At 73.9% G+C, this 25,960-nt stretch carries 27 protein-coding genes; 20 read left to right on the top strand and 7 right to left on the bottom strand.

What is annotated here, in order from left to right; all coding sequences use genetic code 11:
- Positions 1-35 precede the first annotated feature (35 nt).
- From ACWGIS_RS14365 to ACWGIS_RS14325, 9 genes are all read left to right on the top strand, one after another.
- Positions 36-461 (top strand): gas vesicle structural protein GvpA, encoded by a 426-nt coding sequence (locus tag ACWGIS_RS14365; RefSeq protein ID WP_355789046.1) that lies wholly within the window; start codon positions 36-38, stop codon positions 459-461.
- On the top strand, positions 458-1,231 hold the full coding sequence (locus tag ACWGIS_RS14360; protein ID WP_453362708.1) for a GvpL/GvpF family gas vesicle protein: 774 nt from the start codon (positions 458-460) through the stop codon (positions 1,229-1,231). Before ACWGIS_RS14365 ends, ACWGIS_RS14360 begins: the two co-directional genes overlap by 4 nt.
- Before the next feature lie 4 nt (positions 1,232-1,235).
- On the top strand, positions 1,236-1,496 hold the full coding sequence (locus ACWGIS_RS14355; protein WP_453362707.1) for a gas vesicle protein GvpG: 261 nt from the start codon (positions 1,236-1,238) through the stop codon (positions 1,494-1,496).
- Positions 1,496-2,146: a DNA primase gene (locus tag ACWGIS_RS14350; protein WP_453362821.1), complete on the top strand. Its 651-nt coding sequence runs from the start codon at positions 1,496-1,498 to the stop codon at positions 2,144-2,146. The genes ACWGIS_RS14355 and ACWGIS_RS14350 overlap by 1 nt, the downstream gene beginning before the upstream one ends.
- Positions 2,139-3,338, top strand: a complete 1,200-nt coding sequence (locus ACWGIS_RS14345) for an SRPBCC family protein (RefSeq protein WP_453362706.1) — start codon at positions 2,139-2,141, stop codon at positions 3,336-3,338. Before ACWGIS_RS14350 ends, ACWGIS_RS14345 begins: the two co-directional genes overlap by 8 nt.
- Positions 3,335-3,679, top strand: a complete 345-nt coding sequence (locus ACWGIS_RS14340; protein ID WP_453362705.1) for a gas vesicle protein — start codon at positions 3,335-3,337, stop codon at positions 3,677-3,679. The genes ACWGIS_RS14345 and ACWGIS_RS14340 overlap by 4 nt, the downstream gene beginning before the upstream one ends.
- The gene (locus ACWGIS_RS14335) at positions 3,676-4,458 is read left to right on the top strand and encodes a GvpL/GvpF family gas vesicle protein (protein WP_453362704.1); all 783 of its coding nucleotides are present in this window, start codon (positions 3,676-3,678) and stop codon (positions 4,456-4,458) included. The genes ACWGIS_RS14340 and ACWGIS_RS14335 overlap by 4 nt, the downstream gene beginning before the upstream one ends.
- Positions 4,455-4,643, top strand: coding sequence for a gas vesicle protein (locus ACWGIS_RS14330; RefSeq protein WP_121407056.1), 189 nt, complete (start codon positions 4,455-4,457; stop codon positions 4,641-4,643). Before ACWGIS_RS14335 ends, ACWGIS_RS14330 begins: the two co-directional genes overlap by 4 nt.
- 218 nt (positions 4,644-4,861) lie before the next feature.
- Positions 4,862-5,164, top strand: coding sequence for a gas vesicle protein K (locus ACWGIS_RS14325; RefSeq protein WP_453362820.1), 303 nt, complete (start codon positions 4,862-4,864; stop codon positions 5,162-5,164).
- 232 nt (positions 5,165-5,396) lie between these two features.
- On the opposite strand, the gene ACWGIS_RS14320 is transcribed toward ACWGIS_RS14325, so the two are convergent.
- The gene (locus ACWGIS_RS14320) at positions 5,397-6,218 is read right to left on the bottom strand and encodes a methyltransferase domain-containing protein (RefSeq protein ID WP_453362703.1); all 822 of its coding nucleotides are present in this window, start codon (positions 6,216-6,218) and stop codon (positions 5,397-5,399) included.
- A 122-nt stretch (positions 6,219-6,340) separates the two neighbouring features.
- Positions 6,341-7,846: a phosphatase PAP2 family protein gene (locus ACWGIS_RS14315; protein ID WP_453362702.1), complete on the bottom strand. Its 1,506-nt coding sequence runs from the start codon at positions 7,844-7,846 to the stop codon at positions 6,341-6,343.
- A gap of 145 nt (positions 7,847-7,991) precedes the next feature.
- Here ACWGIS_RS14315 and ACWGIS_RS14310 point away from each other — a divergent pair, with 145 nt between their 5' ends.
- Both ACWGIS_RS14310 and ACWGIS_RS14305 read left to right on the top strand, forming a co-directional pair.
- Positions 7,992-9,611, top strand: a complete 1,620-nt coding sequence (locus ACWGIS_RS14310; RefSeq protein WP_453362701.1) for an ABC-F family ATP-binding cassette domain-containing protein — start codon at positions 7,992-7,994, stop codon at positions 9,609-9,611.
- Positions 9,612-9,788: 177 nt separating this feature from the next.
- Positions 9,789-10,007: a DUF6158 family protein gene (locus ACWGIS_RS14305; protein ID WP_453362700.1), complete on the top strand. Its 219-nt coding sequence runs from the start codon at positions 9,789-9,791 to the stop codon at positions 10,005-10,007.
- Positions 10,008-10,069: 62 nt separating this feature from the next.
- Here ACWGIS_RS14305 and ACWGIS_RS14300 read toward each other — a convergent pair whose 3' ends face one another.
- The 3 genes from ACWGIS_RS14300 to ACWGIS_RS14290 form a co-directional block, all read right to left on the bottom strand.
- The gene (locus tag ACWGIS_RS14300; protein ID WP_453362699.1) at positions 10,070-10,618 is read right to left on the bottom strand and encodes a type 1 glutamine amidotransferase domain-containing protein; all 549 of its coding nucleotides are present in this window, start codon (positions 10,616-10,618) and stop codon (positions 10,070-10,072) included.
- Positions 10,619-10,727: 109 nt separating this feature from the next.
- Positions 10,728-11,111 carry a DUF2795 domain-containing protein gene (locus tag ACWGIS_RS14295; RefSeq protein WP_453362698.1) on the bottom strand — a complete coding sequence of 128 codons (384 nt, stop codon included), beginning with the start codon at positions 11,109-11,111 and terminating at the stop codon, positions 10,728-10,730.
- Between the two features lie 71 nt (positions 11,112-11,182).
- Positions 11,183-12,982, bottom strand: a complete 1,800-nt coding sequence (locus tag ACWGIS_RS14290; RefSeq protein WP_453362697.1) for a thiamine pyrophosphate-requiring protein — start codon at positions 12,980-12,982, stop codon at positions 11,183-11,185.
- 241 nt (positions 12,983-13,223) lie between these two features.
- Here ACWGIS_RS14290 and ACWGIS_RS14285 point away from each other — a divergent pair, with 241 nt between their 5' ends.
- The 4 genes from ACWGIS_RS14285 (at position 13,224) to ACWGIS_RS14270 (ending at position 17,786) form a co-directional block, all read left to right on the top strand.
- A complete protein-coding gene (locus ACWGIS_RS14285) occupies positions 13,224-14,018 on the top strand; it encodes an RNA polymerase sigma factor SigF (RefSeq protein WP_453362696.1) in 795 nt (264 codons plus the stop codon).
- Positions 14,019-14,454: 436 nt separating this feature from the next.
- Positions 14,455-15,264 carry a hypothetical protein gene (locus tag ACWGIS_RS14280; RefSeq protein WP_453362695.1) on the top strand — a complete coding sequence of 270 codons (810 nt, stop codon included), beginning with the start codon at positions 14,455-14,457 and terminating at the stop codon, positions 15,262-15,264.
- Between the two features lie 150 nt (positions 15,265-15,414).
- Positions 15,415-16,662: an aminotransferase class I/II-fold pyridoxal phosphate-dependent enzyme gene (locus ACWGIS_RS14275; protein WP_453362694.1), complete on the top strand. Its 1,248-nt coding sequence runs from the start codon at positions 15,415-15,417 to the stop codon at positions 16,660-16,662.
- Positions 16,659-17,786, top strand: coding sequence for an MBL fold metallo-hydrolase (locus tag ACWGIS_RS14270; RefSeq protein WP_453362693.1), 1,128 nt, complete (start codon positions 16,659-16,661; stop codon positions 17,784-17,786). The genes ACWGIS_RS14275 and ACWGIS_RS14270 overlap by 4 nt, the downstream gene beginning before the upstream one ends.
- A 122-nt stretch (positions 17,787-17,908) precedes the next feature.
- On the opposite strand, the gene ACWGIS_RS14265 is transcribed toward ACWGIS_RS14270, so the two are convergent.
- Together ACWGIS_RS14265 and ACWGIS_RS14260 are read right to left on the bottom strand one after the other, a co-directional pair.
- Positions 17,909-18,550, bottom strand: a complete 642-nt coding sequence (locus ACWGIS_RS14265) for a DedA family protein (RefSeq protein WP_453362819.1) — start codon at positions 18,548-18,550, stop codon at positions 17,909-17,911.
- Positions 18,550-19,323 (bottom strand): MBL fold metallo-hydrolase, encoded by a 774-nt coding sequence (locus ACWGIS_RS14260; RefSeq protein ID WP_453362692.1) that lies wholly within the window; start codon positions 19,321-19,323, stop codon positions 18,550-18,552. The genes ACWGIS_RS14265 and ACWGIS_RS14260 overlap by 1 nt, the downstream gene beginning before the upstream one ends.
- 110 nt (positions 19,324-19,433) lie before the next feature.
- Here ACWGIS_RS14260 and ACWGIS_RS14255 point away from each other — a divergent pair, with 110 nt between their 5' ends.
- The 5 genes from ACWGIS_RS14255 to ACWGIS_RS14235 all read left to right on the top strand — a co-directional run bounded on the left by ACWGIS_RS14255 (position 19,434) and on the right by ACWGIS_RS14235 (position 25,794).
- Positions 19,434-19,880 carry a hypothetical protein gene (locus ACWGIS_RS14255; RefSeq protein WP_453362818.1) on the top strand — a complete coding sequence of 149 codons (447 nt, stop codon included), beginning with the start codon at positions 19,434-19,436 and terminating at the stop codon, positions 19,878-19,880.
- Positions 19,881-20,034: 154 nt separating this feature from the next.
- On the top strand, positions 20,035-22,146 hold the full coding sequence (locus tag ACWGIS_RS14250; protein ID WP_453362691.1) for a phage holin family protein: 2,112 nt from the start codon (positions 20,035-20,037) through the stop codon (positions 22,144-22,146).
- A gap of 259 nt (positions 22,147-22,405) precedes the next feature.
- Positions 22,406-23,467, top strand: coding sequence for an ATP-binding protein (locus ACWGIS_RS14245; protein WP_453362690.1), 1,062 nt, complete (start codon positions 22,406-22,408; stop codon positions 23,465-23,467).
- Complete coding sequence (locus ACWGIS_RS14240; RefSeq protein ID WP_453362689.1) at positions 23,464-25,299, top strand: vWA domain-containing protein; 1,836 nt, start codon at positions 23,464-23,466, stop codon at positions 25,297-25,299. Before ACWGIS_RS14245 ends, ACWGIS_RS14240 begins: the two co-directional genes overlap by 4 nt.
- Before the next feature lie 66 nt (positions 25,300-25,365).
- Positions 25,366-25,794 carry an OsmC family peroxiredoxin gene (locus tag ACWGIS_RS14235; protein WP_453362688.1) on the top strand — a complete coding sequence of 143 codons (429 nt, stop codon included), beginning with the start codon at positions 25,366-25,368 and terminating at the stop codon, positions 25,792-25,794.
- The last annotated feature ends 166 nt before the right edge of the window (positions 25,795-25,960 follow it).

The following is a 25,960-nucleotide window of genomic DNA, read 5'->3' as shown; positions in this document are numbered from 1 at the left end:
GCGGAGACACCCACAGACTAGGAGGACCGGACGGTATGACCGTTGTCCCGGCACAGCAAGGCGGCGGATCGGGGGGCACCAGTGGCCTCTACGACGTCCTCGAACTCGTTCTTGACCGAGGAATCGTCATTGACGCGTTTGTACGGGTCTCCCTCGTAGGCATCGAGATTCTGAAGATCGACGTACGTGTCGTCATCGCGAGCGTCGACACCTACCTCCGCTTCGCCGAGGCGTGCAACCGCCTCGACCTCGAAGCGGGACCGCACAAGAACCCCGGACTGCCCGACCTCATGGGCGAGCTCACCGAGTCCGGTGCGCGCGGCAAGTCCAAGGGCGCCCTGTCCGGCGCCGCCGAGACCATATCGGACGCGTTCAAGCAGGCACGCGAGGACGGCCAGTCCGAGTCCCGGCCCCGTACCCGTAAGACCGCGGCCTCGCGCCGGAAGGAGGAGCAGGAGTGAGCACGTACGTCTACGGCATCGCCGAGGGCACGCACCCCTCGCTTCCCGACGGCATCGACGGGGTCGGTGAACCGGCGCGGTCCGTACGCATCTTGAAGGAGGGCGACCTGGCGGCCATCGTCAGCGACGCCCCCGAGGGACTGCGGCCCAAGCGCAGGGACCTGCTCGCCCACCAGAACGTGCTGAGCGAGGCGGGTGAGGGCGGCACGGTGCTGCCCATGCGCTTCGGCAGCATCGCGGCCGACGACCAGACCGTCGTCTCCGTGCTCGCCGAGCGTGCGGCGCACTACCAGGAGCGCCTCAAGGCGCTGGCCGGCAAGGTCGAGTACAACGTCAAGGCCAGCCACGACGAAGAGGCCGTGCTGCACCGCGTGATGGGGGAGAACCCCGAGATCCGCGCCCTGACCGAGGCCAACCGGCAGGCGGGCGGCGGCACGCACGAGGACAAGATGCGGCTCGGCGAGATGGTCGTGGCCGCGCTCCAGGCCCGCGAGGCCGAGGACGCCCAGGGGATCCGGCGCACGCTCGAACCGGCCGCCGAGGCCGTGAGCGAGGGCCCGGAGTCCACCGGCTGGCTGGCCAACCTGTCGTTCCTTGTGGACCGCAGGTCGGCCGACGAATTCCTCAGCACGGTCGAGCAGATCCGCGGCGGCCAGCCGCACCTGGAGCTGCGCGTGAACGGGCCGCTGCCGCCCTACAGCTTCGTCGAGCCCGGCCCCTCCGAGCCCGCCACCGGCATCTCCTCGGGCGCCCGGACGGGCGGCGAGTAGCCCCATGGGACTCATCGGCGAGGTGCTGATGCTGCCGCTCGCCCCGGTGCGCGGCAGCCTCTGGGCGATGAAACAGGTGGTGGCCGAGGCCGAGCGCCAGTACTACGACCCGTCAGCGATCCGCGCCGAACTCGCCCAGCTCGAAGCCAGGTTGGAGGCCGGAGAGATCACCGACGAGGAGTTCGACCAGCAGGAGGACGTCCTGCTGGACCGGCTGGAAGCCACCCTGCGCACAGACGCGGGACCCAACTACGGGACGACATGATGAACAGACTAGGACTGGGCCTCGCCGTAGGGGCCGGATACGTCCTCGGACGTACCAAGAAGATGAAGCTGGCCTTCGCGGTCGGCACCATGGTCGCGGGCAAGCGGATGCAACTCAGTCCGAAGGCCATCGGCGACCTGGTGTCCAACCAGCTGATGAACAACCCGGCGTTCAAGGAGATCAACGACCAGCTCCGCCAGGATCTGCGCGGGGTCGGCAAGGCCGCCTCCGGCGCACTGGTCGAGCGGCAGATCGAGGGCCTCGCCAAGCGGCTGCACGGCCGCACCGCGGACGTCCGCAACCAGCTCGCCGGAGTGACCCCGGACGTGCCCGGACGCCACCAGGACGAGGACGACGAGCCGGACGACCGGTACGACGACGAGTCCGACGAAGAGGACGACGACAGCCGGGACGAGGCCGTCGAGCAGGAGTCCTCCGAGGAGAAGCCGCGTCCGCGCAGGAAGGCCCCCGAGAAGAAGGCCACGGCCAGGAAGGCGGCCGAGAAGCAGGGCGCCGCCAAGAAGGCCCCGGCCAAGAAGACCGCGGCGGCGGCCAGGAAGGCGCCGGCCAAGAAGACGGCCGCGACGAAGACCGCCGCCCGCCGCGTCCCGCGGTCCCGGCAGTCGGAGGGAGGCCGCGACGATGGCTGACGTTCTCGGTTCCGCCACCAAGAAGGCGAAGGACAACCCGGTCACGTCGGTCGTCAAGAGCGAGGCGGCCGACCGGCTGAAGTCGGAGGTCCAGGAGTATCTGGCCGCGCAGGCCCAGCGGATGCTGGTCGGCGTCGGGCAGAAGCTCGGGCAGACGACCGTCAAGCTCAACGACATAGCCGAGGGCAACAGCCCCGGGTTCGCCAAGCTCGCCCTCGACGGCGGCCGCAAGCTGGCCGAGGGCAAGGGCCCGCTGCGGTCCGCGGTGGAGCTCGGCGCCGGCCGGGCCAAGGACAACGTCGTCGGCGCGTTCAAGAACATGTTCGGCGGCAAGGGAAAGGGCAAGCGCAAGGGCGGCGCAGGTCAGAAGCCCACGGTCATCATGGAGTTCATCGACGTCGGCGTGCCGCTGCGCGACGCGTACGACCAGTGGACCCAGTTCCAGGACTTCAGCACCTTCGCGAAGGGCGTCAAGAGCGCGAACCGCGCCGACGACACCACGTCCGACTGGCAGATGAAGGTGTTCTGGTCCAGCCGCAGCTGGAAGGCGCACACCACCGAGCAGGTGCCGGACCAGCGCATCTCCTGGACGTCCGAGGGCGCCAAGGGCACGACGAAGGGCGTCGTCACCTTCCACGAACTCGCGGACAGCCTGACCCGCGTCCTGCTGGTCATCGAGTACTACCCCAAGGGCCTGTTCGAGAAGACCGGCAACATCTGGCGCGCCCAGGGCCGCCGGGCCCGGCTCGACCTGAAGAACTACGCCCGCTTCATCACGCTCAAGGGCGAGGCGGAGGACGGCTGGCGCGGTGAGATCCGCGACGGCGAGGTCGTCCGCAGCCACGAGGACGCGGTCGAGGAGGAGCAGGCCGAGCAGGAGCGGGCCGAGTCCGAGGACGCTCCCGAGGGCGAGTACGAGGGCGACGAGGAAGCCGCGGACCACGAGGACGACGGCACCGCAGCCGAGGCCGAGGAGGCCGAGGAGACGGACGAGCCGGAGGAGTCCTACGAGGACGAGGACGAACTCGAGCCCGAGGAGGAGCCGGAGGGCGAGTACGCCGACGAGGACGAGCCCGAGGCCGAGTACGCCGACGAGGAGGAGCCGGAGGGCGAGTACGCCGAGCCCGCCGGTGACGAGGAAGCGGAGTACGAGGAAGAGGAAGAGCCGGCCGCCAGCGGGAGTCGCCGATGACGACGCCCGGTCGGATCCCTGAGCCGTACGGACAGGGCGGCAGCGCGAACCTCGCCGACATCCTGGAGCGGGTGCTCGACAAGGGCATCGTGATCGCCGGTGACATCCGGATCAACCTGCTCGACATCGAGCTGCTCACCATCAAGCTCCGGCTCATCGTCGCCTCCGTCGACAAGGCGAAGGAGATGGGGATCGACTGGTGGGAGGACGACCCCGCGCTGTCCTCCCGGGCGCACCACAACCAGCTGGCCCGCGAGAACGCCGAGCTGCGCGCCCATCTCGCGGAGATGGAACAGTTGGAGCAGGGACGGGCCCGGCCCAAGGAGGAGGAAGCACCATGAGCGGACTGCGGTACGTCTACGCCGTCTGCCGCCCCTTCGGCGCGCCTCTGCAGGCCGATGTGACCGGGGTGGCGGGCGCGCCCCCCGGTCTGCTGACCCATCACGGCCTGGTCGCCGTGGTCAGCACGGTGCCGGAGCGGGACTTCGCCGAGGAGCCGCTCCGGCGCCATCTGGAGGACCTGGACTGGCTGAGCGACACCGCGCGCGCTCACCAGACCGTGATCGACGCGCTCACGGTCGTGACGACGCCGCTGCCGCTGCGGCTCGCCACGGTGTTCCGGGACGACAGCGGCCTGCGGACCATGATGGAGGCCCGGGAGGACGCGTTCCGGCGCACGCTCGACCGGCTCGACGGCCGGGTGGAGTGGGGCGTCAAGGTCTACGCCGACTCCGGGCAGGGCGAGCCGGCCGAGCCGGCGAAGCCCGCGTCCGGGCGCGACTATTTGCGCCAGCGGCGGATGCGCTCACGGTCGCAGGACGCGATGTGGGAGAAGGCGGAGAACTTCTCGCGCCGGCTGCACGACAGTCTGGCCGCGCACGCGGAGGACGCCCGGCTGCACGCCCCGCAGAACGCCGCGATCTCCCGGCAGAGCGGCCGCAACGTCCTCAACGCCGCCTACCTGGTGCCGCGTGCGGACTCGGAGGCGTTCGTCGAGCTCGTCGACCGTACGAAGGACGACGAGCCGGGGCTGCGGGTGGAACTCACCGGGCCCTGGGCCGCGTACTCCTTCGCCGGCCTGGAGGACGACGCGGACGGGCCGGGGGAGGCGGGGCTGTGACCGTCGTGGAACGGCGTGAGGTCGCGCTGGTCGACCTGCTCGACCGGCTGCTCGCGGGCGGGGTCGTCATCACCGGGGACATCACCCTGCGGATCGCCGATGTCGACCTCGTCCGCATCGACCTGAACGCCCTCATCAGCTCGGTGAACGAGCAGGTGCCCTCGCCCTTCCGGGACTCCCTGTGAGCGGCCGGGCGCCGGGCGCCGAGCGGGCCTTCGACGACGACTACGTGTGGTTCGCCGGGAGTGGGCGCGAGCGGGGACCGGCCCCACAGGAACCGGCATCGCAGGAACCGGCCCCACAGGAGCCGGGAACCGCGGACGAGCGGGTTCCCGGCGGCGGGTCGACCCCGTCCGCGAACGAGTCGGTCCCGTCCGCGCGGGAGACCGCGCCGGAGGAGGACGTGGCGGAGTCCGGGAGCAGGCCGGCCGGCCGGAAGCGGCTGGACCTCGAACCGGACACCGTGGAGCGCGACCTCGTCAAGCTGGTGCTGACCGTCGTGGAGCTGCTGCGCCAGCTCATGGAGCGGCAGGCCGTACGGCGGTTCGACACGGGTGACCTGTCCGAGGACCAGGAGGAGCGGATCGGGCTCACCCTGATGCTCCTCGACGAGCGGATGGCCGAGCTGCGCGACCGCTACGGCCTGCGGCCCGAGGATCTGAACCTGGACCTCGGCCCGCTGGGACCGCTCCTGCCCAGGGACTAGCCCCCCGGTCATCCGGATCAGGCCGGCGTCGCCCGGGGACGACCCCGAGGCCGCGACCGGCCTGATCCGTATCCGCATTGCCGGCCACGTCCGGCCCGACGCGAAACCGCGGGCCACGTCCGGCCTGACCGAACAGCAGGCCACGAATGGCCTAATCCGAACCGGGCAGCCCGGGCGGCCCGGGTTCCAGCGGCCCCGGGTCGGCCCCGGCCCGGCTTCCGCCCCCCGCGCGTCAGGCGTTCTTCCGGCAGAGGATCTCGCCGTGCAGCACGGCGAACCACCCGTCCTCCCGCTCGCCCCACGCGCGCCACGCCTCCGAGACCGCGCGCAGTTCGTCCCAGGTCGCGTGACCGCCCTCGACGGCGCGGTCCGCGTAGGCCGAGGCGAGGGTGCGGTCGGCCCACAGGCCGCTCCACCATTGCCGCTCGGCGTCCGTGGAGAAGGTCCAGGTGCTCGATGTCGCCGTGATGTCCTCCAGCCCCGCCCGTAGCGCCCAGCTCTTGAGACGGCGGCCCGCGTCCGGCTCACCGCCGTTGGCGCGGGCCACCCGCAGGTACAGGTCCAGCCAGTCGGTCATGCCGGGGGACCGCGGATACCAGGTCATCGCCGAGTAGTCGGAGTCCCGGACCGCGATGACACCGCCCGGCCGGGTGACCCGGACCATCTCCCGCAGCGCGCCCACCGGGTCCCCGACGTGCTGGAGCACCTGGTGCGCGTGCACCACGCAGAACGTGTCGTCGGGGTAGTCCAGCGCGTGCACGTCCGCGACCGCGAAGTCGACGTTCGGCAGGCCCCGTTCCGCCGCCGTCGCCCGCGCCGGCTCCAGGACGTCCGGAGCGCGGTCGACGCCCGTGACCCGGCCCTCGGGCACCAGGGCCGCCAGGTCGGCGGTGATGGTGCCGGGGCCGCAGCCGATGTCCAGGATCCGCATGTGGGGCTTCAGCGAGCCGAGGAGGTAGCCCGCCGAGTTGGCGGCGGTGCGCCAGGTGTGCGAGCGCAGTACGGACTCGTGGTGGCCGTGCGTGTAGACGGCGCTCTCCTGCGGCTTCGGCATGACCGTTCCCCTTCGCGGCGTACGGGCCCGCGGAGCCGCTGCTCCGCGGGGCGATGTGCGCCACCGTACGCGCCCGTGCCGCATGGTGAGATCCAAATCTCACCATGCGGTCTGACGATGCGTCAGGAACTGAGGGCCGGGCGGTAGACCGTCAGGGACTCGCGGGCCTTGTCGAGGGTCAGCTCGCCCGCGGCCTCCGTGACCTCCCCGTCGTACGCCAGCGGGGTACCGGGCGGGACACCGTCCACCCGCAGCCGGCCCACCCGCACCGCGGCGTGCGCGGGGGAGCGGGTCAGCGGTCCCGCGAGGGCCGCCGCGAGCAGGCGCAGCCCGGGCCGACGGCCGCCGTGCACCACCCGGACGTCCAGCCGGCCGTCCGCCAGATCGAAGCGGCGGGCCGGGGCCAGGCCCACCCGGTGGTACGTGCCGTTGCCCGCGAACAGCAGCCACAGCGGGTGCTCGCGGCCGTCGAACCCGGTCCGCAGCGGCCGGCGGTCGGCACGCAGCACGCGCAGCGCCCCCAGCACCCCGGCGGGCCAGCCGCCGACCACCCGGGACCAGCGCTCCCGCTCGCGCACCAGCTCCGGATAGACGCCCAGGCTGCAGGTGTTCAGGAAGCAGCCCTCGCCGGTGTCCGAGGAGAACAGCCCGACGTCCACCCGCACGGCCTCGCCCCGCCGCAGGGCGCCGGCCAGCCCCCGGGCGTCCTCGACACCGAGGTCGCGCGCGAAGTGGTTCAGCGTGCCGCCGGGCAGCACCGCGAGCGGCAGACCGTGGCGCAGCGCCACCTCCGCCGCCGCGTTCACCGTGCCGTCGCCGCCGCACACGCCGAGGACCCGGGCGTGCGCCGCCGCCTTCTCCAACTCGGCGCGCACGTCGGCCGGTTCGCACTCCACGAGTTCCGCGCTCGGCAGGGCGTCCAGCAGCGCGCGGGCCCGGTCCGCGGTACCGGCACCCTTGTTGGTCACCATGACCAGGCCCTCGCCCTCGGGCAGCGCGGGAGCCTCCGCGGCCGTCCGGCCGGGCGGCGGCAGCCGGTCCCGGTCCCCGGCCGGGACGAGTCCGCGCACCGCGTACGCGGCGCCCGCCCCGAGCGCCGCGCCGACGAGCACGTCACTGGGGAAGTGGACGCCCGTGTAGACGCGGGAGAAGGCCACCGCGGCGGCCACGGGCGCCACCGCGGCTCCCCAGCCACGGGACTCCATGGCCACCCCGGTCGCGAAGGCCGCGGCGGACGCCGAGTGCCCGGAGGGGAACGAGGTGGTGATCGGCTGCCGCTTCAGCCGGCGGACCAGCGGCACGGGGTCCAGCGTCGGCCGGGCACGGCGCACCGAGCGCTTGCCGACGGTGTTGATGGCGGCGGACGCCAGGGTGAGCGAGGCCAGTCCGCGGGCGGCGGCACGGCGGGCCCCGGGGCTCCGGGTCGCGGCGAGCGCGGCCGCCGCGGCGAACCACAGCACACCGTGGTTCGCGCTCCGGCTCAGCCTCGGCAGCACGCGGTCGCCGCCCGGCCAGTGCCGTGCCGCGACCGCCTCGAAGAGCCGGAAGTCGGCGGCCGACAGTCGGTCCCGCAGGACGCGATGGCCCGGCGGGCGGACGGTGAGGTCGACGTCTGGGGTCGCAGTCATGGGGGTTCGGGTACCCAAGGGCGCCGCATTCCTGCCGCCGCCGCACCGGGCGCGAGGACGGGCGGGGGTGACGCGGGCCACGTCGGGCGGAGTCCGCCGATATGCGTTTGCCCGGCGAGGGCGCCGCCCCGGACAATGCCTGACCATGGGACACCTCGAAGCCGCGCATCTTGAGTACTACCTCCCCGACGGGAGGGCGTTGCTCGGCGACGTGTCGTTCCGGGTGGGAGAAGGGTCCGTCGTGGCCCTCGTCGGGCCGAACGGCGCCGGGAAGACCACCCTGCTGCGCCTGATCTCCGGAGAGCTCAAACCGCACGGCGGCACGGTCAACGTCGGCGGCGGTCTCGGCGTCATGCGCCAGTTCGTCGGCTCCGTACGGGACGAGACGACCGTCCGCGAACTGCTGGTGTCCGTGGCACCGCCGCGGATCCGCGAGGCCGCGCGGGCCGTCGACGTCGCCGAGCACGGGATCATGACCGTCGACGACGAGGCCGCCCAGCTCAGGTACGCGCAGGCGCTCTCCGACTGGGCGGAGGTGCGGGGGTACGAGTCCGAGACGCTCTGGGACATCTGCACCATGGCGGCGCTGGGTGTGCCGTACGAGAAGGCGCAGTGGCGTCAGGTGCGGACGCTGTCCGGAGGCGAGCAGAAGCGGCTGGTGCTGGAGGCGCTGCTGCGCGGCGGCGACGAGGTGCTGCTGCTGGACGAGCCGGACAACTACCTCGACGTCCCCGGCAAGCGCTGGCTGGAGGAGAGGCTCAAGGAGACCCGCAAGACCGTCCTGTTCGTCTCCCACGACCGGGAGCTGCTCGCCCGCGCCGCCGAGAAGATCGTGAGCGTCGAGCCCAGCCCGACCGGCGCGGACGCCTGGGTGCACGGCGGCGGTTTCGCCACGTACCACGAGGCACGGCGCGAGCGTTTCGCGCGCTTCGAGGAACTGCGGCGCCGCTGGGACGAGAAGCACGCCCAGCTGAAGAAGCTGGTGCTGAGTCTGCGTCAGGCGGCCTCCATCAGCCATGAGCTGGCGTCCCGCTACGCGGCGGCGCAGACCCGGCTGCGGAAGTTCGAGGAGGCCGGGCCGCCGCCCGAGCCGCCCCGCGAGCAGGACATCAGGATGCGGCTGCACGGCGGCCGCACCGGCGTCCGGGCCGTCACCTGCAAGGGCCTCGAACTCACCGGTCTGATGAAGCCCTTCGACCTGGAGGTCTTCTACGGGGAGCGGGTCGCCGTGCTGGGATCCAACGGCTCGGGCAAGTCGCACTTCCTGCGGCTGCTCGCCGGCGGCGACGTGGCGCACACCGGGGAGTTCAAGCTCGGCGCGCGCGTCGTGCCCGGCCACTTCGCGCAGACGCACGCCCACCCCGAGCTGGAGGGGCGCAGGCTGCTCGACATCCTGTGGACCGAGCACGCGCAGGACCGCGGCGCCGCCATGTCCAGGCTGCGCCGCTACGAGCTGACCGCGCAGGCCGAGCAGCGCTTCGAGAAGCTGTCCGGCGGCCAGCAGGCCCGGTTCCAGATCCTCCTGCTGGAGCTGGAGGGGTCCACGGCGCTGCTCCTGGACGAGCCCACCGACAACCTCGACCTGGAGTCGGCGGAGGCCCTCCAGGAAGGCCTGGAGGCGTACGAGGGGACGGTCCTGTCGGTCACCCACGACCGCTGGTTCGCCCGCTCCTTCGACCGCTATCTGGTCTTCGGGTCGGACGGCCGGGTGCGCGAGACGACCGAGCCCGTCTGGGACGAGCGCCGGGTCGAGCGGGCCCGGTAGGCCGGCCGGACCCTCCCGGCGTGGAGGGAGGCCGGCTCCCGGTGCGCGGGCCCGGGGCCCCGGATGTTCGTAGAGTGGAGGCAGCGATCCCACGGCCTCCTCCGGGAGGCCGCCCGGGGGAGGCCGTGCCGGGTGGGTACCCGGACCGCAGAGGACCACGACGATCGGGGTACCGCGATGACCGGAGTCGACCCGGACCGGCTGGACGACCAGCAGCTGATGCGCGAGCTGGAGACGATCCACCGCACCCGCCACGACACGCTCCTGCACGGATCCAACGACGCGCTGCGGATCCACAACGAGCGCATGGCCCAGCTGGAGGGCGAGTACCTGCGCCGCCACCCGCGCCGCCCGGTCGTGGCGGGCCGCACCCGCGAGGGCGCCCGCGAGCGCTGACACGCCGGTGCCCGGGCCCCACGGGGACCCGGGCACGGACTCGGTGCCCGCCGCCGCGCGCGTCAGGCGCTCTGGCGCGCCTTCGCGAACTCGGCGAGAAGGGCCTCGTCGAACGCCTTGAGGTCGTCCGGCTTGCGGCTCGTGACGAGGGTGTTCGGGCCGTGGTCGCAGACCTTCACCTGCTCGTCCACCCAGGTGCCGCCCGCGTTGGTGACGTCCGTGCGCAGGCTCGGCCACGAGGTGAGGACCCGGCCCGAGACGACGTCCGCCTCCACGAGCGTCCACGGCGCGTGGCAGATCGCGGCGACGGGACGCCCCGAGTCGAAGAAGCCGCGGACGAAGGACACGGCCTTCTCGTCGGTCCGCAGGAAGTCCGGGTTCGCGACGCCACCCGGAAGGACCAGTCCGTCGAAGGAGTCCGCCGACACGTCTGGGACCACCTGGTCCACGGGGAACGTGTCAGCCTTGTCGAGATGGTTGAAGGCCTGGATCTCCCCGGACTGCGTCGACACGAGGACGGGCTCGTGGCCCGCGTCGGTCACCGCCTGCCAGGGATCGGTCAGCTCGATCTGCTCGACGCCCTCCGGCGCCACCAGGAACGCGATGCGCATGGTTCTTCTCCTTTCCCGGCGTCCGGCGGGCCGCCTCCGCGGCCCGCCCGCCGGTCGTCCGCCGCCCTCGGGCGGCACGGTCTCTCCTCGCCGTTCCCCGGCCGCCGGGTCAGGACGGCCCGGTGCGCACGACCGCCTCGGCCAGTTCCCCGGCCGTGCCGTAGTGCGCCTCGCGCGGCAGCCGCTCCACGGCCTCCACGAGAGCGTCCGGCGCGTGCTTCTCCCGCAGGACGCCGCTCAGCTCGCGCGGGCCCGCCGGGAACGAGGTGCGGCCCAGGATCCGGGCCATCTCCAGGCGCACCGTCTCCAGGGAGGCGGGCCCCCGGCCGGGCACCGCGGGACCGCCCGCGAGCACCGGGTCGTCATCGGCCGCGGGCTCCGGATCGTGCCACTCCTCGGCCCGGGTCGGGTGCCCTGACCGGAGCAGTCCCTGAAGCTCGTGCTTCATCTCGTCGTCCCGGTGGACGCTCAGCCGGTCACTGCCTCGCTGCATGTTTCCCTCCAGAGGTTCGGGAGTCCTCGACGCGTACCCGAGCGCCCGGGGCCGACACGTCCGCCCGGACCTCACTTCCCGCGCTTGGCGCGGCCCGGCAGCAACTCCTGGACCTTGGCCTTCAGCCCCTGGCGGACCACCGCGCCCCGCTCGGCGTCGCCCTTGAGGATCGACGCCGCGGTGGCCTCCATCTGCTCCCAGGTGGCGTGCGGCGGCACCGGCGGGACCGCCGGATCGGTCAGGAACTCGATCACCGCCGGGCCGTCCGCCGCCAGCCCCGCGCGCCAGGCGTCCTCGACCTCCTCCGGCTTCTCGACCCGGATGCCGGTCAGCCCCAGCGAGCGGGCGAAGGCGGCGTACTGCACGTCGGGCAGCTCCTGCGAGGGCAGGAACGAGGGGGCGCCGCCCATCGCGCGCAGCTCCCAGGTGACCTGGTTCAGGTCCCGGTTGTTCCAGACCCCCACGACCAGCCGCGGGTCCTCCCAGCGGTCCCGGTACTTCGCCGCGGTGATCATCTCCGCGAGCCCGTTCATCTGCATCGCCCCGTCCCCGGCGAGCGCGATCACGGGCCGGTCCGGGTGGGCGAACTTGGCGCCGAGCGCGTACGGGACCGCGCAGCCCATCGTCGCCAGCGTGCCGGAGAGGGACGACCGCATGCCGGCCCGCATGGTGAGGTGCCGGGCGTACCAGTTCGACGTCGACCCGGAGTCGGACGTGACGATCGCGTCGTCGGGCAGCAGCGGGTCCAGCGCCCGGGCGACGTACTCCGGGTTGATCGGGTCCGCCGACACCTCCGCCCGCCGCCGCATCACCTCGTGCCAGCGCGCGACGTTCCCGCAGACGGTGTCGTACCACTCCCGCCCGCGGTCCCCGTCGAGCAGCGGGATGAGCCGTCGCAGCGTCGCCTTCGCGTCGCCGACCAGGTTCACCTCGTACGGGTAGCGCATCCCGATCATGTGCGGGTCGAGGTCGATCTGCACCGCCCGCGCCTTGCCGAACTCGGGCAGGAACTGCGAGTACGGGAAGGACGAGCCGATGGTGAGCAGGGTGTCGCAGTCGCGCATCAGCTCGTACGAGGGACGCGTGCCGAGCAGCCCGATCGATCCGGTGACGTAGGGGAGTTCGTCGCTCAGCGCGTCCTTGCCGAGCAGCGCCTTGGCGACGCCCGCGCCGAGCAGCTCCGCCGTCCGCTGCACCTCCTCGCGCGCGCCCGCCGCGCCCTGGCCGATCAGGATCGCCGTGCGCTCACCGGAGTTGAGGACCTCGGCGGCGCGTTCCAGCGACTCCTGGGAGGGAGTCGTCGTCCAGGAGCCCAGGTCGAGGCTGGAGGGGACCATCTTGAACTCGTGCGTGGGCGGCTCGTAGTCCAGCTCCTGCACGTCGCCGGGGATGATCACGGCGGTCGGCGCCCGGCGCGCGTACGCGGTGCGGATCGCGCGGTCCAGGACGTTCGGCAGCTGCTCGGGGACGGTCACCGTCTCCACGAAGTCGGACGCGACGTCCTTGAACAGGGTGTGGAGGTCGACCTCCTGCTGGTACGAGCCGCCCATCGCCGTGCGGTGCGTCTGGCCGACGATCGCCAGCACCGGGACGTGGTCGAGCTTGGCGTCGTACAGCCCGTTGAGCAGGTGGATCGCGCCCGGCCCCGAGGTGGCCGCGCAGACGCCGAGACGGCCGCTGAACTTGGCGTATCCGACCGCCTGGAAGGCGGACATCTCCTCATGCCGGGACTGGACGAACCGCGGCCGGTCCTCGGCCCTGCCCCAGGCCGCCAGCAGCCCGTTGATGCCGTCCCCGGGATAGCCGAAGACCTGCTCCACACCCCATTCGCGCAGGCGCTGCAGGACGTGATCGGCGACCTTGGCGTTCATGAAGGAACCTCCAGGAGGCAGGGGGACGGACACGACGCCTACCGAGTCACCACCGGCGGCGCGGGAAAACCTCGGGGTGTTTGCCCCGCATGACTCGGGGCAGGCGCGTGAGAGTGCTTCGGACAGGAGGCACGTCCGTGGGAGCGGAGGAACCGCGCCCCGGGTGTACCCGTCCGGCGCGCGGGCGCGCTCCCACGGTGACTGTCCATCTCAGGCACCCCCCGAGGGAGTTGCACGCACCATGCGAACCCAAGCGAGCGTGAAGCACCACCCGCACGACGACGCCCCCGACACGGCGGAGGCGTTCCGCAGGCTCGCCGAGCTTCCCGCGGGTCACGAGCGGGACGCACTCCGGGACCGGATCGTGGAGTCCTGGCTGCCCATGGCCGAACGTCTCGCGGGCCGCTTCCGCAGCCGCGGCGAGAGCTACGAGGACCTGCGGCAGGTCGCGGCGCTCGGGCTGGTCAAGGCCGTCGACCGGTACGACCCCGAACTCGGCAACGCCTTCGAGAGCTACGCGGTGCCGACCATCACCGGCGAGATCAAGCGCCACTTCCGCGACCACATGTGGACCCTGCACGTGCCCCGGCGCGTCCAGGACCTGCGCAACCGGGTGCGCTTCGCCAGCCAGGACCTGTCGCAGACCATCACCGGCCGCAGGCCCACCGTCGCGGAGATCGCCCAGCACGCCCGGATGAGCGAGGAGGACGTGCTGACCGGCCTGGAGGCACTGGAGAGCTTCACCGCGCTCTCCCTCGACGCCGAGCTGCCGGGCAGTGAGGACGGCTACTCGCTGAGCGACGCCCTCGGCTCGGCCGACCCGGCGCTGGACACGGTCATCGACCGCGAGGCCGTCAAGCCCCGGCTCCAGGCACTCCCGGAGCGGGAGCGCGCCATCCTCTACATGCGGTTCTTCGACGACATGACGCAGAGCCGCATCGCCGACGAGCTGGGCATCTCCCAGATGCACGTCTCGCGGCTGATCAGCCGTTGCTGCAGCAGGCTCCGCGACCAGGTGATGCGCGACGCCGCGTAGGCGTTCCGCCGGGTGAACCGGCACAGCATGGCGAGGGGGCCGGACGCGCGCGAGCGTCCGGCCCCCTCGCGGTGGTGTGCACGCCTGTCGTGCACGCGGCTTGACGTGCATACGGGCACGTCGTGCACGCGGACATGTCGTGCACGCGGGCATGTCGTCCACGCGGGCACGTCGCGCACGCGTGCGTGTCGTTCCTGCGGGCACGTCGTCCACACGGACATGTTCCTCGGCGGGCCGGTGCCGGGCGTCCTCACCCGGGGCCGTCTCCGCGGCCGCGTTCCGGGCTCCCGGCGGGCTCCGGGGTCCCCCGTCCGGCGGCCCGGGTAGCGCGAATGGTGCCCGGCGGCGCGCGCCCGGCCGCCGCCGGGGCTGTGATGGGCTCCGGGGGCACGACGGCCGTGCCCTCATCGCAGAGCCGGCCGAAGGAGCCCCTCCCATGCGCCGTACCGCTCGTGTCCTGTCCGCCACCGCCCTGGCCAGTGCCGCCCTGGGCGCGACCGCCTCGGCCGCGTTCGCGGACCGGGCCGCGGAGGCCGGCTCCCGCGCCGTCGACCCCGGCGGCACCGTGAGCGTCTCCGCGTTCCGCGACGGGACCGGCGCGCACGTGCCCGCGCGCACCGTCCGGGCCCTCGGACCACTCGGCCCGCGCAGCGTGGACCCGGAGCTCCACGAGGACGGGGGAGCGGAGCAGTCCGGGGCCGACGGCACCGGTGACGGCGACGGGCGCGTCCTGGCACCGGACGGCCTGGAGTCGGACGACGCCGCCCTGCGGGCCCTGGGCCCCGAGGCCGCCGGGCCCGGGGACACGCTCCCGGACGCCCTGGACCCCGGAGACGGCGGCGCCGACGGGACGAGCCCCGACGACCTCGGACCCGACGCCGTCCCCGAGGACCTGGGACCTGACAGCGTCCCCGAGGGGGTGGGCCCCGACGGCGTCCCGGAAGGTGTGCCCCCGGAACCGTTCGGGCCGGACCGCGCGCCCCCGGAGGTGGCCCCGGACGCGCTGCAACCCGTACCCGGCGAGAAGCACGCCCCCCGCGACGGCACGGCCCACGACGGCACCGCGCCCCACGAGCCGCGGGACCACTCCGGCACCGGCAGCCGGCAGGGTGTGCGCGCCGGACAGGGCGGCGCCTTCACCGACTCCCTGCCGGCCCTGATCACCGGCGGCGTCCTGATCGCTGCCGCGGTCGGCGCGGCCGTCTACCGGCTGCGCCGCGGGGGACCGGCCCGCCGCCGCTACTGAGGCTGTGACCGGCGCGACCCGGTGTCCGGCCATGGTCCCGTGGTCCGGGGGTAGGGAGACGCCTGTGGGGCGAGGGACGGCACGCGACCGGCCACCGGCCACGGACGGCACGGCGGCGACACGGCACCACGGACTGCGCGGAGGTCACGGATGGGGCGGACGTATCCGGAGGGGCACGGGCCCGTTCGCTACGGCCCGCCCCTTCCCGACCAGGGACTGCCCGTGCTGCCCGGCCTCCGCGAGGCCCTCGCCCGGTCCGCGGGCCGGGCCGGCGCCGAGCCCGCGGGCGGCGGCCCGGCACTGCTCGACGCCGCCTGCGGCTACTGGGCCCGCCGCGGACTGCCCGCCACCGCCGACCGGGTGGCCGCCGCCCCCGGCGCCGCCTCCCTGCTGCTCGCGCTGACCGCCGCGGTCGGCGGCGACGTCCTGCTCCCGAGGCCGTGCGCCGCCTGGTGGGCGCCGCAGACCCGCCTGCTGGGGCGCGGCGCGTTCCACGTGGCCACCCCCGCCGAATGCGGCGGCGTCCCCGACCCGTACGCGCTCCTGGAGACCGTGCGCAGGGTCCGCGCCGAGGGCGGCGACCCGCGGCTGCTCCTGCTCTCCGTCGCCGACGACCCCACGGCCACGGTCGCGCCGCCCGAGATCGTCCACGAGACCGTGGAGGCCGCCGTCGCCGAGGGCCTGCACGTGGTCAGCGACGAGACCTGGCGGGACACCCTGCACCGGCCCCTGGACACCGTGTTCCTCAGCCCCGCCGAGATGCTGCCCGACGAGGTCACCGTCCTCACGGACCTCTCCGGCCCGTTCCTGCCGCTCGGCTGGCCCGCCGCCGTCGCCCGGTTCCCGGCCACCCCGCACGGCTCCGCCCTTCGCGCCCGCGTCCTCGACGTGCTCACCGCGCTCGGCGCCCGCCCGGCCGACCCGGTCGCCGCGGCCGCCGCGTACGCCCTGGAGGAGCCCGCCGACGTCGACGAGCGGCTCACCGCCTCGTCCCGCCTGCACGCGGCCGTCGCGGACGCCGTGCACCGCACCGTGGTCGCCGCGGGCGCCCTCGCCAGGCCCCCGCGGGCCGGCCGGCACCTCTACGTGGACCTCGGGCCGCCGCACGCCGAACTCACCGCCCGGGGTGTCGGCGACGCCCAGGAGCTGGAGGACTTCCTCACCGCCCGCCTCGGCTACCCGGCACCGGGCGGCCACCGCTTCGGCGACGACCTGGCGGCACCGCGGGTACGGGTGTCCACCGCCCCGCTGCTCGGCACGACGGACGCGGAGCGCGAGGAATGCCTCGCGTCCCCCACGCCGTTGGAACTGCCGCACGTGCAACGCGCGTTGACCCACCTGGGGTCGGCCTTCGACGAACTACGCGACGACGCTCAGCGATGGGAGCATCCTCGATGACGCAGCAGTCCGAGTCGACCACGACGACGCAGCAGGACGCGCCGGCGCCGGAGTCCGTGACGGCTCCCGTGCCCGGGACACCGGCCGTACTGGGCCCCCACGATTCCCTCGTCCTGCACGAACCACGGGACGCGCCCGCCCCCTCCGCCCCGTCCGCGCCCCCCGCCGAGCCCCGCCCGCTCGGTGAACAGCGCGTCTGGCCGCGGTCGTTCACCGACCGGCTCACCGCACCGCTGCCCGGCCTGCGGGCCTTCGCGCGGTTCGCCCGCGAGGGCGCCCTGCGGCCCGACGCCGCGGGCCTCGCCGACGTCCCGCGACTGCCCTTCGCACCGGGCCCGCTGCCCGAGGTCGACGCCCGCACGGTCGCCGTCTCCTGGGCGGGGCACGCCAGTTGGGTGATCCGGATAGGCGGCCTCACCGTGCTCACCGACCCGGTCTGGTCCCGCAGGATCCTCGGCACCCCGGCCCGCGTCACGCCCGTGGGCGTGGCCTGGAGCGCCCTGCCCCGGATCGACGCCGTCGTCATCAGCCACAACCACTACGACCACCTGGACGCCCCGACCCTGCGCCGCCTGCCGCGCGACACCCCGGTCTTCGTGCCGGCCGGGCTCGGCCGCTGGTTCCGCCGCCGCAGGTTCACCGCGGTCACCGAGCTGGACTGGTGGGAGGCGGCCGAACTGGGCGGCGTCCGCTTCGACTTCGTCCCGTCCCACCACTGGTCCAAGCGCAGCCTGATCGACACCTGCCGCACGCTGTGGGGCGGCTGGGTCCTGACGTCCGGCGAGGGGCAGCGCGTGTACTTCGCGGGCGACACCGGATACGGGCACTGGTTCTCCCGCATCGGTCGGCGGCACCCCGGCATCGACCTCGCGCTGCTCCCCATCGGCGCCTACGAGCCCCGCTGGTGGCTGAGGGACGTGCACTGCGACCCGGAGGAGGCGGTACGGGCCGCCGTCGACCTCGGCGCGCGCCGGATGGCCCCCATGCACTGGGGCACGTTCGTCCTGTCCGCGGAGCCCGTCCTCGAACCGCTCACCCGGGTGCGGGCCGCGTGGGAGAAGGCCGGCCTGGACCGGGACGACCTGTGGGACCTGCCGGTGGGCGGCTCCCGCGTCCTGGACTGAACCGCGGCCCCGGCGGGCGCCGTTCACGGCACCCCGGCACCCCGGGGACGGCCTTCGGCGCACCCGGAATTCCCGGGACGCCGTACGACCTTCGGCGCACCCTCCACCACAGTCCGGACGCCCTACGACCCCCCGCGCACCCGGCGCCACAGTCCCGGAGCCGCGCCGACCAGCAGGGTCAGGACGACGGCGGCGGCCACGCCCTCCCAGGGCTCCTCGAACAGGGAGCCGCCCAGGATGCCGATGAGCTGGTAGGTGAAGGTCCAGGCGAGGCAGGCCGGGACGTCGCCGCGCGCGAAGGTGCGCAGCGGCATCTTCGCCAGCAGGCAGGCGAGCATCACCGGGATGCGCCCGGCGGGGACCAGCCGGGACAGGACCAGTACGGCGACACCGTGGTCGTCCAGCTTCTGCCGGGCCTGGGCCAGGCGGTCCTCGGGGGCGCGGTCGCGGATCGCCGCCAGCCAGCGCGAGCCGTTCTTCGAGTGCATGCCCCGTCGGCCGAGCCAGTACAGCGAGATGTCGCCGAGGAACGCCGCGAGCGACGCCACCCCGAAGACCAGTGCCAGCGAGAACGGCGCCGTCTGGTGGAAGGCCACCACCGCCGCCGAGCTGACCAGCGCCCCCGTCGGCACCACCGGCACCAGCGCGCCGATCAGCACCAGCAGGAACAGCGACGGATAGCCGAGCGCCTGCTGCGTGGACTCGGGCGGGATCGTCGCCCCGGCCGTACCCGCCGCGGACAGCACGACCGCGGACCGCAGGATCACCGGGCGACCTCCGGACGTATGCTCTCGCCCTGCCCCAGCCGGTGCACCGCGACGTCCGGCGCCCATCGCGCGGCCCGGCGCACGAACTCATCACCCGGCGTGTGGAATTCGTGGGGGCGCACGGCGTCCATCCCGATCGGCCAGTACGTGCCGTAGTGCACCGGCACGGCGCTGCGCGGCGCCAGGCCGGCCAGCGCCCGCGCGGCGCGCTCCGGGTCCAGGTGCCCCTCACCCAGGTACGGCCCCCAGCCGCCCACCGGCAGCAGCGCCACGTCGACCTCCCCGACCTCCTCGGCCATCGAGTCGAACAGCCCGGTGTCCCCGGCGAAGTACGTACGGGCCTCGCCCTCGACGACGTAACCGAGCGCGGGCGCGCGATGCGGTCCGAACGGCAGCCTGCGCCCGTCGTGCGCCGCGCGCACCACCCGCACGCTCAGCTCGTCCAGCGTCACGCTGTCACCCGGTTCCACCTCGGTCAGCCGCAGGTGACGGAGCCTGCGCAGCCCCCCGACCGCCCGCGGAGCGCCCCGCGGCACCAGCAGCCGCGTACCCGGCTCCAGGCGTGCCAGCGAGGGAACATGCAGGTGGTCGGCGTGCAGATGCGAGACGAGCACCACGTCCGCGACCGCCGCCAGCGAGGGCGGCGGGGGTCCGCCCCGGCGCCGCAGATGCGCGAGCCGGCGCGCGAACAGCGGATCCGTCAGCACGCGTGTTCCCGAGTCCTCCACCGTGCAGGTGGCGTGACCCCACCAGGTGATCTCCACCGGCACTCCCTTTGCCTCCTTCGTGCGACTCCCCCCGACCCTACGGGCAGGAGTAGGGTCGGCGGCGAAACCGGGAGGTGAGGGGACGCAGGGGAGAAGCGGGCGCCGCCTCCGGCGTGCCCCGGCCCACGTTCTCCGCTTCGTACGAGCAGGGGGGAGACGCCTTGGTGCGTGTCACGGCGATCGCGAGTCTGACGCCGCTGGAGGAACTGGACGCCGATCCCTTCCTCGTCGACTCCCGCAGCCAGCACGCGATGTGCGCCCGCTGGGCCGCGGAGCGCGGCTACGTCGTCACCCGGGAACTCCTCGTCGGCGGACTGCGCTCCGACCACTGCGCCCTGTGGGACGACGTCGAGGCCGGACTCGTCGACCTGTTCGTCGCGCCGAGCCGCCGCGTCCTGGAACGCGCGCTCGCCTCCGTCGACGAGTTCACCGCCGAGTGCGCGCGGCGCGGGGTGCGGGTGGAGACGGTCGGCCGCGCCGAACCGTCCTACGACGCCCAGATGAAGGCGCGCGTGCACCGACGCCTGTCCATGCCGACCGCCGGGTACGACGGCCGCTGAGCCGCGCCACCCCTGCCGGCGGGCCGATCGCGGGCTCGTCCCCGGGTGACATCCGGGCCCTCCCGGCCGTTGTGACAGGCTGGGAGACGGTCCGCGCACCGGGCGGGCCGTGAGGGCTCGCGTTCCGGCGGGTCGGGACGTGAGGTGGCTGGGCGTGGGCGGCGGGCGTTGGCGGAGCGTGCTGAGCGGGGTGTGGCGGAGCATCACCGTGTGGGCCGCGTCGACGGTCACGATGCTCGTGCTCGCCGGGGCGCTGCCCGACTTCCAGCTCCAGTCGGACACCGGGGACAGCGCGACCCGGATCGCCCTCACCGCGGCCGCCGGCGCCGGGGTCTTCGGACTGCTGTCGTCGCTGGTCTGGCCGCTCCTCGTGCGGGCGCTGCTCCTCGTGCCCGCCCTCGTGCTGGGGCTGCTCGTCTTCTTCCTCAACGGCTCCCTGCTGCTGATCGCCCTGCGCATCAACCCCTCCGGGCGGGGCGAGGCCGCACCCGAGACCGCCGTGGTCGTGGCCGCCGTCATGTCGGCCGTCGCCTCGGCCACCGGCGGTGCCCTCGCGGTGCGGGACGACGACGCGTACCGGCGCAGGCTCTACCGCCTCGCGGACCGGCGGCGGCGCGCGGCGGGCGGGCCGGGGCCCGCCGGCCCCGGCACCCTCTTCCTCCAGCTCGACGGCGTCGGCCACGACGTGCTGTGCGAGGCCGTCGCCAAGGGGCTGATGCCGACCGTCGCCGAGTGGCTCGGCGCGGGCCCCGGCACCGCGCGCGGGACCCTGCCGAGGGCCGGCCGCGGGCCCACCCACCGGCTGACCGCCTGGCGCACCGACTGGTCCAGCCAGACCGGCGCCAGTCAGCTCGGCATCCTGCACGGCACCAACCACGACGTGCCCGCCTTCCGGTGGTACGAGAAGGACAGCGGCGAGGTGATGGTGTGCAACCGCCCCTCCAGCGCCGCCGAACTCCAGCGCCGCGCGGTCGAGCGCACCCGTGAGGGCGGACTGCTCGCCTTCGACGGCGCCAGCCGGGGCAACCTCTTCAGCGGCGGCGCCGAGCAGCTCGCCCTGGTGCTGTCCATGGCCGCCAGGCGCGGCCGGGACAACCGCTCCCGGGCGGGCTACTTCGCGTACTTCAGCGACCCCGCCAACGCCGTGCGCACCGCCATGTCCTTCGTCGCCGAGGTGTTCCGGGAGGTCGGCCAGTCCACCCGGGCCCGCGTCGGCAAGTGCCGGCCGCGCGTCAAGCGCGGCGGCCTGTACCCGTTCATCCGGGCCTTCGCGACCGTCGTCGAGCGGGACGTGGTGGTCGCCGCGGTCATCGGCGACCTGCTCGCCGGCCGCGCGGCCGTCTACGCGGACCTGGTGGCGTACGACGAGGTGGCGCACCACTCCGGCCCGCGCAGCCGGGACGCCGAGCGGGTCCTGGAGCGGCTCGACCGCTCGCTCGCGCTGATCGCGAAGGTCGCCGAGCACGCCCCGCGGCCGTACCGGATCGTGCTGCTGTCCGACCACGGCCAGAGTCCGGGGGAGACCTTCCTGACCCGCTACGGACTGACGCTGGGCGATCTCGTACGGGCCGGCTGCGGACTGCCCGTGCCGCGCCGGGTGCGGCGCACCCACAGCGGCGCCGAGGCCCGGTCGGCCGTACGGGCCGCGCTGCGCCGCCCCGTGGAGGAGGGCGACGGGCACCGGCCCTCGCACCGTCCCGCGGAGCCGCTCGTGCTGGCCTCCGGGAACCTGGGCCTCGTCTCGTTCCCCGACGTGCCGCACCGGATGAGCCGGGAGGAGATCGACCGCCGCCACCCGGCGCTGCTGTCCACCCTCGCCAACCACCCCGGCGTCGGCTTCGTGCTGGTCCGCAGCGACGAGCACGGCGGGCTCGTGCTCGGCGCGCACGGCGCGGAGGCGCCCGTGGACGAGCTGAGCGACGAACACCCGGGCCCGCTGGCCGACTTCGGGCCCGGCGCCGCCGACGCCGTACGGCGCACCCACGGGTTCCCGCACACCGCGGACCTCATGGTCAACTCCTGGTACGACCCGGACGAGGGCGAGGTCCTCGCCTTCGAGGAGCAGATCGGTTCGCACGGCGGGCTCGGCGGGGCCCAGGGGCGCCCCTTCCTGATGTCCCCGGTGGCGCTGTCCGCGCCCGTGGAGGACGGCGGCGAACTGGTCGGCGCCGAGCGGGTCCACCAGGTGCTGCGGCGCTGGCTGCGCGAGTCCGACGGCCCCCAGGTACCGCTGACGGTCCGCCGCAAGGACCGGCGGGCCGCCTGACCGCCTCCACCGGGCGGCTGCGACGACCGGTCGCCGGCGCGTCCTGAACGTCGCTCCGCCGACGGCGGCCGGCGCCGCCCGATAAATGGGCTGCGGCGGGGGCGCGTTGCCGCCCACACTGTCCGTCTCGGACACCGCGCACCCAGGGCCTGTCGTTCGGATCATGCCGACGTCGGCCGCGACGAACCGTCCGCCACGGCCGGCCCGATCCGGACGACTTACCCTGCGCGCCCCCCAAACCCCTGATCAGGAGCCTCGCGTGCAGGCAGCCGCCACCGTCACCCCCTCCCGGATACCCGAACTGCTGCTGGGCCTCGCGACCGTGCGGCCGGTCTTCCTCTGGGGTGCCCCCGGCATCGGAAAGTCCTCCCTGGTCAGGGAGTTCGCCGAGTCGCTGGGGCTGGAGTGCGTGAGCCTGCTCGGCACCCAGCTGGCGCCCGAGGACCTCATCGGCGTCCCGCAGATCCGCGACGGACGCTCGGTGTTCTGCCCGCCGGAGGCCATCGCCCGCGACGAGCCGTACTGCCTGTTCCTCGACGAGCTGAACGCGGCCACGCCCGACGTGCAGAAGGCCTTCTACTCGCTGATCCTGGACCGCCGCATCGGCGCCTACGAACTGCCCGCCGGGTCGATCGTGATCGGCGCCGGCAACCGGGCCACCGACAACGCGCTGGCCCGCCCGATCGCCTCGGCGCTGGTCAACCGCCTGGCCCACGTGCACCTGGAGGCCTCGCCGAAGGACTGGCTCGCCTGGGCCGCCGCCAACGGCATCCACCCGTGGATCCTGGACCACCTCACCGACCGCCCCGACCACCTCTGGTCCAAGCCGCCGAAGACGGAGGAGCCGTTCTCCACGCCCCGTTCGTGGCACATGCTCTCCGACGCGCTGCACTCCTTCGGGCCGGACCTCGGCGAGGACACCCTCAAGGTCGTCGCGCACGGCACGCTCACCCCCGCCCACGCCGTCGCCTTCTGCGGCTACGTCAAGGTCGTGCGCAGCCGGTTCGGCATCGACGCCGTCATCCGCGGCGACGCCCGCTGGCCGGGCCGCCTGGAGGACCGGGACCTGCTCTACTACCTCGCCGAGTCCTTCCGCGGCCGTCTGATCAAGGAGCTGCCCGCGAGCAAGGAACACCTCTCGGCGAACGGACGCCAGACGGCGTACCGGGCCAAGTCGCTGCTCGTGCAGCTCGCCGAGATCTCCGTGGAGGTCGCCCAGAGCGTCATCGCCTCCGACGCCGACGGCAACCCCGTCCTGCCCGCCTGGTTCCTGGTGGAGGCGGCCCGCGACCTGCCGCGCCTGGTGGAGGCGCGCCGGTGAGCCGTGCCGCCAAGCGGGCGCCGAAGAAGCCGGACCGGGCCGCGGAGGCGTTCGCCGCCGGACTGCGGCTCGTCCGGGCCAACCCGGCGCTGGCCGCCCTGAACGTCACCGTCTGCCGCGAGGAGAGCTGTACCGTCACCCCGCACGACGGCCTCGTCCGCGTCGACTCCAACAGCACCCTGCACGCCCACCCCGTACGACCCCTGGACCCCCGCCGTCCGAACAGCGGCGCGCCCGTCGTCGAACCCGCGGAGTGGGCCTGGACCATCGCGCACGGGCTCATCCACGTCGGCTTCGGCCACGTGCCCGCGGCGACCGGCGAGCGCGAGCAGCCCGACCGCTTCGACCTCGCCGCGCGGTGCGCCGTCGTCAACCGCTTCCTGCTCACCTTCTCCGTCGGCCTCACCCCCGAGCACCTGCCCGCCGCCTACCCGGACGGCGACGAGGAACAGCTCGCCGCCCGCTGGCGCCGCGACGGCATCCCGCCCGCCTACGAGCGCTGCGGCACCGCGGGCGGCGCCCCCGACCAGCTCCTCCTGCCGTGGAACAGCGGGGACGGGCAGGTGCCGGACTGGCAGCTCGCCTTCGCGCACGCCCTGACCCGCACCATGGCCACCGCGATGGACCTGGCGGGCGGCCGGCGCGACTCGATGACCGGCGGCCCCACCCGGCTCCAGCCCTGGGAGCGGGCGCTCGGCTGGTTCGTCTCCTCGTACCCGCTGCTCGGCGGGATCGCGGCCGGCATCACCCTCGTCGCCGACGCCGAACTCGCCCGCGCGCACGGCATCTCCGTCGCCGCGGTCGACGCCGAGGCGGCCGAGATCTACGTCAACCCGCTGCTGCGGCTGGACGACGAGGAATGGCGGTTCGTCCTCGCCCACGAGATGCTGCACGCCGCGCTGCGCCACGGCGACCGCTGCGGCCCACGCGACCCGTTCCTCTTCAACGTCGCCTGCGACTACGTCGTCAACGCCTGGCTGCTGGAGATGCAGATCGGCACGATGCCCGAAGGGCTGCTGTACGACCCGGAGCTGAAGGACCTCTCGGCCGAGGAGGTGTACGACCGCATCGTGGGCGACCTGCGCCGGATGCGGCGCCGGTCCACCCTGTGCGGGAAGGGCCGGCCGGACATCCTCGGCGGCCCCCTCGGCCCGCCCCGCGACGTCGTCGACCTCGACGAGTTCTACCGCCGCGGGCTGGCCCGGGGCCTCGACCTGCACCAGCAGCTGGAGCGCGGCTTCCTGCCCGCCGGACTGGTCCAGGAGATCCGTACGCTCAGCCACCCGCCCCTGCCCTGGGACGCCCGGCTGGCGCGCTGGTTCGACGAGTTCGTGCCGCGGCCCGAGCCCGTCCGCACGTACGCCCGCCCCGCCCGCCGGCAGGCCGCCACTCCCGACATCCCGCGCGCGGGGCGCCACTTCCCGCCCGAGGAGGTCGCCCGCTGCACCTTCGGCGTCGTCCTGGACACCTCGGGCTCCATGAACAGCACCCTGCTCGGCAAGGCCCTGGGTGCGATCGCCTCGTACGCCGAGGCCCGCGACGTACCGGCCGCCCGCGTCGTGTTCTGCGACGCGGCACCCCACGACGCCGGTTACCTCCCGGTCACCGAGATCGCCGGCCGGGTGCGGGTCCACGGCCGCGGCGGCACGGTGCTCCAGCCCGGCGTCGACCTGCTGCACCGGGCCGACGACTTCCCGCCGGGCGCGCCCGTCCTGGTGATCACGGACGGGTACTGCGACGTGCTGCGGGTGCGGCGCGAGCACGCGTACCTGATCCCCCGCGGCGCACGCCTGCCGTTCACCCCGCGTGGGCCGGTCTTTCGCGTGACCTGAGCCGGAGTGTGATCGGATAGGGGGCACCAACACCCGGGTACGGGACCCCATCCGAAAGGACTCATCGTGGCAACCACGCGCTCCGCCCACACTGTGTGGGAAGGCAACCTGTTCAAGGGCAACGGCGTCGTCACCTTCGACTCCTCCGGCAGCATCGGCGAGCAGCCGGTGTCGTGGGCGTCGCGCGCCGAGGAGGCCAACGGCAAGACCAGCCCGGAGGAGCTGATCGCGGCCGCCCACTCCAGCTGCTTCTCGATGGCCTTCTCGAACATCCTCGACAAGGCGGGCACGCCGCCCACCAAGCTGGTCACCTCCGCCGACGTCAGCTTCCAGCCCGGCGAGGGCATCACCGGCATCCACCTCACCGTCGAGGGCACGGTGCCGGGGATCGACGAGGAGGCGTTCGCCGCCGCCGCCGAGGACGCCAAGGTCAACTGCCCGGTCAGCCAGGCGCTCACCGGCACGACGATCACGCTGTCGGCCAAGCTCACCTGAGCCCGCGCACGCACGACGGCGATGCCGCGCCCCTCGCGGAGGGGCGCGGCTGCTGTGGGTGCAGCAGGGCGGGGCGGTGATCTTCGACCCGGTCACCATCCGCTCCGGCCAGCCGACGATGGAGACCCGCACCGGCACGTACCGGATCTACCGCCGCAGCAGGAAC

The organism is Streptomyces sp. NPDC054842, assembly GCF_053611025.1.
Note: the sequence above shows the minus strand (reverse complement) of the source record. Positions and strands in the feature narration are given on the sequence as shown.

What these genes read in the sequence shown, in the direction of transcription:
- ACWGIS_RS14365 (WP_355789046.1), top strand. Translation starts at nt 36, where the DNA reads ATGACCGTTGTCCCGGCACAGCAAGGCGGCGGATCGGGGGGCACCAGT.
- ACWGIS_RS14355 (WP_453362707.1), top strand. Translation starts at nt 1,236, where the DNA reads ATGGGACTCATCGGCGAGGTGCTGATGCTGCCGCTCGCCCCGGTGCGC.
- ACWGIS_RS14350 (WP_453362821.1), top strand. Translation starts at nt 1,496, where the DNA reads ATGAACAGACTAGGACTGGGCCTCGCCGTAGGGGCCGGATACGTCCTC.
- ACWGIS_RS14345 (WP_453362706.1), top strand. Translation starts at nt 2,139, where the DNA reads ATGGCTGACGTTCTCGGTTCCGCCACCAAGAAGGCGAAGGACAACCCG.
- ACWGIS_RS14340 (WP_453362705.1), top strand. Translation starts at nt 3,335, where the DNA reads ATGACGACGCCCGGTCGGATCCCTGAGCCGTACGGACAGGGCGGCAGC.
- ACWGIS_RS14335 (WP_453362704.1), top strand. Translation starts at nt 3,676, where the DNA reads ATGAGCGGACTGCGGTACGTCTACGCCGTCTGCCGCCCCTTCGGCGCG.
- ACWGIS_RS14320 (WP_453362703.1), bottom strand. Translation starts at nt 6,218, where the DNA reads ATGCCGAAGCCGCAGGAGAGCGCCGTCTACACGCACGGCCACCACGAG.
- ACWGIS_RS14315 (WP_453362702.1), bottom strand. Translation starts at nt 7,846, where the DNA reads ATGACTGCGACCCCAGACGTCGACCTCACCGTCCGCCCGCCGGGCCAT.
- ACWGIS_RS14310 (WP_453362701.1), top strand. Translation starts at nt 7,992, where the DNA reads ATGGGACACCTCGAAGCCGCGCATCTTGAGTACTACCTCCCCGACGGG.
- ACWGIS_RS14305 (WP_453362700.1), top strand. Translation starts at nt 9,789, where the DNA reads ATGACCGGAGTCGACCCGGACCGGCTGGACGACCAGCAGCTGATGCGC.
- ACWGIS_RS14300 (WP_453362699.1), bottom strand. Translation starts at nt 10,618, where the DNA reads ATGCGCATCGCGTTCCTGGTGGCGCCGGAGGGCGTCGAGCAGATCGAG.
- ACWGIS_RS14295 (WP_453362698.1), bottom strand. Translation starts at nt 11,111, where the DNA reads ATGCAGCGAGGCAGTGACCGGCTGAGCGTCCACCGGGACGACGAGATG.
- ACWGIS_RS14290 (WP_453362697.1), bottom strand. Translation starts at nt 12,982, where the DNA reads ATGAACGCCAAGGTCGCCGATCACGTCCTGCAGCGCCTGCGCGAATGG.
- ACWGIS_RS14285 (WP_453362696.1), top strand. Translation starts at nt 13,224, where the DNA reads ATGCGAACCCAAGCGAGCGTGAAGCACCACCCGCACGACGACGCCCCC.
- ACWGIS_RS14280 (WP_453362695.1), top strand. Translation starts at nt 14,455, where the DNA reads ATGCGCCGTACCGCTCGTGTCCTGTCCGCCACCGCCCTGGCCAGTGCC.
- ACWGIS_RS14275 (WP_453362694.1), top strand. Translation starts at nt 15,415, where the DNA reads ATGGGGCGGACGTATCCGGAGGGGCACGGGCCCGTTCGCTACGGCCCG.
- ACWGIS_RS14270 (WP_453362693.1), top strand. Translation starts at nt 16,659, where the DNA reads ATGACGCAGCAGTCCGAGTCGACCACGACGACGCAGCAGGACGCGCCG.